Raw genomic sequence first — 5,349 nt, 5'->3', positions numbered from 1 at the left:
ACACTGAAATCAATTTTACCGTTTTTAACTAAGTTATTTTGATTAAGGATATTTTTAAGTTCCGTTTTCTGACTTCTTTTCGCTACAGAAAATGTATTGAGATAGGGGCAAACCAGCGCAAATAATCCAATCGCAAAAAGACTAATCGGGACAAATTTAATCGTCGCTTTTGGTGTAAAAATAAAATAGAAAACAACCAAAGTGAGCCAAATCGCCAGCAACAGAACAAAATATCGTGGTTCAGTATATCCGTATTCCAAAATTCGGGTAAAAATTGCGGTGAAAAGCAAAACAAGAAGCGGAATCAGCGTGAAATAAAATATTTTCGAAAATATTCTTACCCAGGAAGTTGTTGATTCATGTTTTAAAGGATGTACAAGCAATAAAGCCAAAATCCCGACAACCGAATAAGCTAAAATTAAATACGATACCCAACCCCTTGGAAGCTCCCAGTTGATCAGGATTTTAGCCGAATATAAATAAAGAATTACCGCATAAATAAGTAAAAGCGGAATTAAAATGTATTGTGTGAAAAATTTGAGAATTACCGGATATGTTCCGTTTTTTTCCAAAGCGGAAAGTCCTTTTTCATTAAACAGAAGAAAAATAAAACTGCTGCCGAAAATGGAAAGAAAATAAAAAGTTTCCAGATAATAGCGTTCATTGAAATTAAAGCTGAAAAGTTTATCGATAGCCAGAATCGCCAGTTCTACGCCACCCGTTAAAACACCGGTAAAAACACCGGTAAGAAATATATTGATGAATAAATTCTTGTTATACTGCCAGAAATTCACCTCTTTTTCTTTTCCGAAAAATGCAATAAAAGATACCAAAAGATGCGAAAGAATAAAAGCAGGTACGATTAAAAAAGCATAACGCTCCGTAAAATATTTTTCCTCTTGTGGAAGAAGAAAATAAGAAAATATTAAGAACAAAACACCTGAAATCTCCAGTAAAGTTTGCTTCCCAATCCTTTGTGAAAGCATTTTTAATGCGAACATTAGTGAAATTCCGAGACAGGAAACCAGCGCAAATTTTATAAAAACAAAAAAATCAGGATTTGCATTAAAATTGACGTGCGCAAAACACATCAGCGATAGTGAACCCAAAAAAGACATGAGCAAAACCATCGGATAACGCCGAAGAATATCATCGGTTTTCCCGAAAATTTCATTAATTTTTTTTAACATCGTTTTTGTGGTGTGGTGTACAGTTATTTTTTCTTCTTTTTCTCCTTCTTTTTCTCCTTTTTCTTAGGTTTCTTGTCCGAAGTAATTTCTTTCACAAATTCTTTCACCGGATCTTTCTTTTCCGGATCAGCCGTAACTTCAGAAGTAATGTTTCCTATAAAATTCTTTAATTGCGAAGTGGTAATAAGTTGTTGATCATGAAGATATTTCACCAGCTCCTCTCCGGAATTATTGAAATAAGTATTAATAAAATTGCCGAGAACGAAATTCCGGTAATTCACATAGGGTATGGCCACTGTATATTTAAAAATCCGGCCTTGCTTTTCTGTGGTGAGAAATTCTTTTTCAACCAGAATTTTCATAAAAGTTGAAACGGTATTCTGGTGCGGTTTCGGTTCCGGATAAGCGTCCATTACGTCTTTCATGTATGCAGAATTAAGCTTCCATAAAATTTTCATTAATAGTTCTTCGGAATGGGTAAGCGGGTGTATTTTCATATATTTACTGCTGCAGTTGGATGTTGGTATAAAGATAAATAAAAGAAACCAGAATTGCGATGGCGGCACCGGTAAAAACCTCCTTGGCGGTGTGTCTTTTAAGAATTACTCTCGTGATGCCCACTAAGATGGCTATTACTGCCCAAATTATTCCTAACAGCGCACTTTCAGCAAAAAAAAGTGCAGCCACAAAAACATTAAAAGCGGTATGCATGGAACTTTTTATAAAATAATTGCTGATTTGTAGTATAAGAAGTAAAACCATGAGGAATATCATCAGCAGATCAGGGGTTCCGGTAGTAGTGTAATCATAGATAAGATAAACCCCGATACAGGCTGAAATAAAGAAGTAAAGGCTCTTTCTCTGGTTTCGGTTCGATACATCTAAATTGCTGTAATTTCCCTTTTTTACATTCCATACAATCCAGATCACAATCGGCAGAATCGTAAAGAGTAGTATCGGCATAAATGTTTTCAGCGCTGCTTTTAGCGCAAAATCTTGCGAGCTGATATAAATAAAAAAAATAATCAAAGAAGTCAGCGGATTAAAGAAATTCGAAATGAATTTTGAAACTCCGATAACAGCCGGCGGGTAGGTTTTTAACATACTTAAAATTATGCTTTCAAAAATAAGTTTTTTTTTAAATGAAGTATGATAAATTTCTCCTCTTATGCTATCAATAAAGACAAAGTTTTTTAGTATTTTTGCGACATATTTCGATTAAACATGAAAGAATTTTCAAAAGAAGTGTATCTTCAATGGTACGAAGAAATGACGATGTGGAGAAGGTTTGAAGACAAATGCCGATCTCTTTACCTTAAACAGAAAATCCGTGGGTTTTTGCATTTGTACAACGGGCAGGAAGCAATTCCCGCTGGTTTTGCCCATGCAATGGATCTTACCAAAGACAGTATGATCACCGCCTACAGATGCCACATTCACCCAATGGCAATGGGAGTTGATCCGAAAAGGATTATGGCCGAACTTTGCGGTAAAGCTACCGGAACTTCAGGCGGAATGGGTGGTTCTATGCACATCTTCAGCAAAGAAAAAAGATTTTATGGCGGCCACGGAATTGTGGGAGGCCAAATCCCTTTGGGAGCTGGAATCGCGTTCGCGGACAAGTATTTTGAAACCGGTGGGGTAAATATCTGTTTCTTCGGAGACGGTGCTGCACGCCAGGGCTCACTGCACGAAACCTTTAATATGGCGATGAACTGGAAACTTCCTGTAGTTTTCGTGGTGGAAAATAACCAGTACGCAATGGGAACTTCAGTGAAAAGAACAGCCAATCACGAAGATATTTATAAACTCGGTCTGGGTTACGAAATGCCATGCCTTCCGGTAGACGCGATGGATCCTGAAAAAGTGGCGGAAGCTGCTTACGAAGCCATTGAAAGAGCAAGAAGAGGCGACGGACCAACATTTATCGAAGCAAGAACTTACCGTTACAGAGGCCATTCAATGTCTGATGCAGAGCCATACAGAACAAAAGAGGAGGTTGCAGAACATAAAAAAGAAGATCCAATTGAAATCGTAAAACAAAGAATCCTGAATAACAACTGGGCTACTGAAGACGAACTGAACGCTTTGGATGAAAAATCTAGAGATTTCGTAGAAGAATGTGTTGAGTTCATGGAGCAGTCACCTTATCCAACTGCCGATAAAGTTTACGAATACGTTTACGCTCAGGAAGATTATCCATTCCTTGACAAAATAGAAAATAACTGATAATTACATTTTAAATCCGAAGCTGGGGACCGCAAAATCTCCTGCTTCGGCTTTTTTAATCTCAAATAAGAAAAATTATGGCTGAAGTGATTACAATGCCCCGGCTTTCTGATACGATGACCGATGGGAAAGTGGCCAAATGGCACAAAAAGGTTGGCGATGCAGTGAAAGAGGGCGATATTTTGGCAGAAATTGAAACCGACAAAGCCGTTCAGGATTTTGAATCAGAAGTTAACGGAACTCTCTTATATGTTGGAACAGAAGAAGGAGGATCGTCTCCGGTAGATTCTGTTTTGGCAATTATCGGGAAAGAAGGTGAAGATATTTCTGCACTCAAAGGTGGAAATACTGCCGGAACTACTCCTCAGGAAGCTGCAGGAATTCCCGAAGAAAATAAGACCGAACAGAATATTACCGATGTAGAAACCACAAAACCTGTGGAAAAAGAAGAAGGAACTGCTTCTGCAGAAATCCCTGCCGGTGTTGAAGTGATTACAATGCCGCGTCTTTCTGATACCATGACTGAAGGTAAAGTTGCCAAATGGCATAAGAACGTAGGGGATGATGTGAAAGAAGGAGATATTCTTGCAGAAATTGAAACCGACAAAGCCGTTCAGGATTTCGAATCTGAATTTAAAGGAACTTTACTTTATGCAGCGGTGGAAGAAGGAGGTGCAAGTCCGGTAGATACAGTGCTTGCCATCATTGGTCCGGCAGGAACAGATGTTTCCGGAATTATTTCCGGCGGCGCAAAAAAAGCAGAAAATAAACCACAGACTTCTGAAGTAAAAACAGAAACTTCAAATACAGAAACAGCTTCAACTCCTGTTGCAGCTTCTATGGGCGAGCGCGTGGCAATTTCTCCTTTAGCTAAAAAAATGGCTGAAGAAAAAGGAATCGATGTTCATGCTTTGAAAGGAAGTGGTGAAAACGGTAGAATCGTGAAAAAAGATATCGAAAGTTTCACTCCATCAGCTCAGCCTGCGGCCGCAACTCCCGCTGCTAAAGTTGAAGCAAAACCTGCCCAACCTGCAATGAGCTTTGTTCAGGGTGAAGATTCAGAAACGCCGAATTCTCAGGTAAGAAATATCATCGCGAAAAGACTTTCTGAAAGTAAATTTACGGCGCCACACTATTATCTTATTGTTGAAATCAACATGGATAAAGCGATTGAAGCACGTAAAGAAATCAATTCATTGCCGGATACCAAAATTTCATTCAATGATATGGTGATTAAAGCAACTGCGATGGCCTTAAGAAAACACCCACAAGTGAATTCAACATGGCATGCCGATAAAATTGTTCACCACGGAAACATCAACGTTGGCGTTGCAGTAGCGATTCCGGACGGGTTAGTAGTTCCTGTACTGAAAAATGCAGACCAGATGAATTACAACCAGATTTCTGCAGCGGTGAAAGATATGGCCGGAAGAGCAAAATCTAAAGGATTGAAAGCCAACGAAATGGAAGGGTCAACATTCTCGGTTTCTAATTTAGGAATGTTTGGTATTGAAACTTTCACATCGATTATCAACCAGCCGAATTCAGCAATTCTTTCGGTAGGAGCGATTGTTGAAAAACCAATTGTGAAAGACGGACAGATTGTCGTAGGAAACACCATGAAACTTTCTCTTGCATGCGACCACCGTGTGGTTGACGGTGCTACCGGAGCACAGTTTCTACAGACTTTAAGAACGTATTTGGAACAGCCGTTAACGTTGCTGCTCTAAATTTAAACTCATAGTATGAAATCCTTCCAAAGAATTTTTTGGAAGGATTTTTATTGACATATTAAAATCATTTTCCCTATTTTTGAAACCATGATAAAAGCAAGCAATATTCATAAGTCATACGGTGATTTGGAAGTTCTGAAAGGAGTTGATGTACATATTCTAGAAGGCGAAGTAGTGTCTATCGTTGGTGAATCCGG

At 38.6% G+C, this 5,349-nt stretch carries 5 protein-coding genes and 1 pseudogene; 3 read left to right on the top strand and 3 right to left on the bottom strand.

The annotated features are described in order from the left end of the window. The 3 genes from V5N63_RS00425 to V5N63_RS00415 all read right to left on the bottom strand — a co-directional run. The coding region (locus V5N63_RS00425) for a DUF4153 domain-containing protein (RefSeq protein ID WP_332032025.1) at positions 1 to 1,190 on the bottom strand (1,190 nt) is incomplete at its 3' end. A 23-nt stretch (positions 1,191 to 1,213) separates the two neighbouring features. Next, entirely contained in the window at positions 1,214 to 1,687 is a 474-nt protein-coding gene (locus V5N63_RS00420; protein ID WP_332032023.1) for a BlaI/MecI/CopY family transcriptional regulator, read from the bottom strand. A 4-nt stretch (positions 1,688 to 1,691) separates the two neighbouring features. Beyond that, a complete protein-coding gene (locus V5N63_RS00415) occupies positions 1,692 to 2,294 on the bottom strand; it encodes an ABC transporter permease (protein ID WP_332032021.1) in 603 nt (200 codons plus the stop codon). A gap of 120 nt (positions 2,295 to 2,414) precedes the next feature. Between V5N63_RS00415 and pdhA the strand changes: the two genes are divergently transcribed. From pdhA to V5N63_RS00400, 3 genes and pseudogenes are all read left to right on the top strand, one after another. Continuing rightward, positions 2,415 to 3,419 (top strand): pyruvate dehydrogenase (acetyl-transferring) E1 component subunit alpha, encoded by a 1,005-nt coding sequence (gene pdhA, locus V5N63_RS00410; RefSeq protein WP_332032019.1) that lies wholly within the window; start codon positions 2,415 to 2,417, stop codon positions 3,417 to 3,419. A 77-nt stretch (positions 3,420 to 3,496) separates the two neighbouring features. Then, a complete protein-coding gene (locus tag V5N63_RS00405) occupies positions 3,497 to 5,149 on the top strand; it encodes a 2-oxo acid dehydrogenase subunit E2 (RefSeq protein ID WP_332032017.1) in 1,653 nt (550 codons plus the stop codon). A 90-nt stretch (positions 5,150 to 5,239) separates the two neighbouring features. Next, a pseudogene (locus V5N63_RS00400) lies at positions 5,240 to 5,349 on the top strand (lipoprotein-releasing system ATP-binding protein LolD); the annotation flags it as partial.

This window comes from Kaistella sp. (assembly GCF_032060305.1).
GTDB classification, from domain to species: Bacteria; Bacteroidota; Bacteroidia; order Flavobacteriales; family Weeksellaceae; genus Kaistella; species Kaistella yananensis.
Note: the sequence above shows the minus strand (reverse complement) of the source record. Positions and strands in the feature narration are given on the sequence as shown.

Excerpts from the sequence above, each read along its gene's own strand:
- V5N63_RS00420 (WP_332032023.1), bottom strand. The coding sequence starts at position 1,687 with ATGAAAATACACCCGCTTACCCATTCCGAAGAACTATTAATGAAAATT.
- V5N63_RS00415 (WP_332032021.1), bottom strand. The coding sequence starts at position 2,294 with ATGTTAAAAACCTACCCGCCGGCTGTTATCGGAGTTTCAAAATTCATT.
- pdhA (WP_332032019.1), top strand. The coding sequence starts at position 2,415 with ATGAAAGAATTTTCAAAAGAAGTGTATCTTCAATGGTACGAAGAAATG.
- V5N63_RS00405 (WP_332032017.1), top strand. The coding sequence starts at position 3,497 with ATGGCTGAAGTGATTACAATGCCCCGGCTTTCTGATACGATGACCGAT.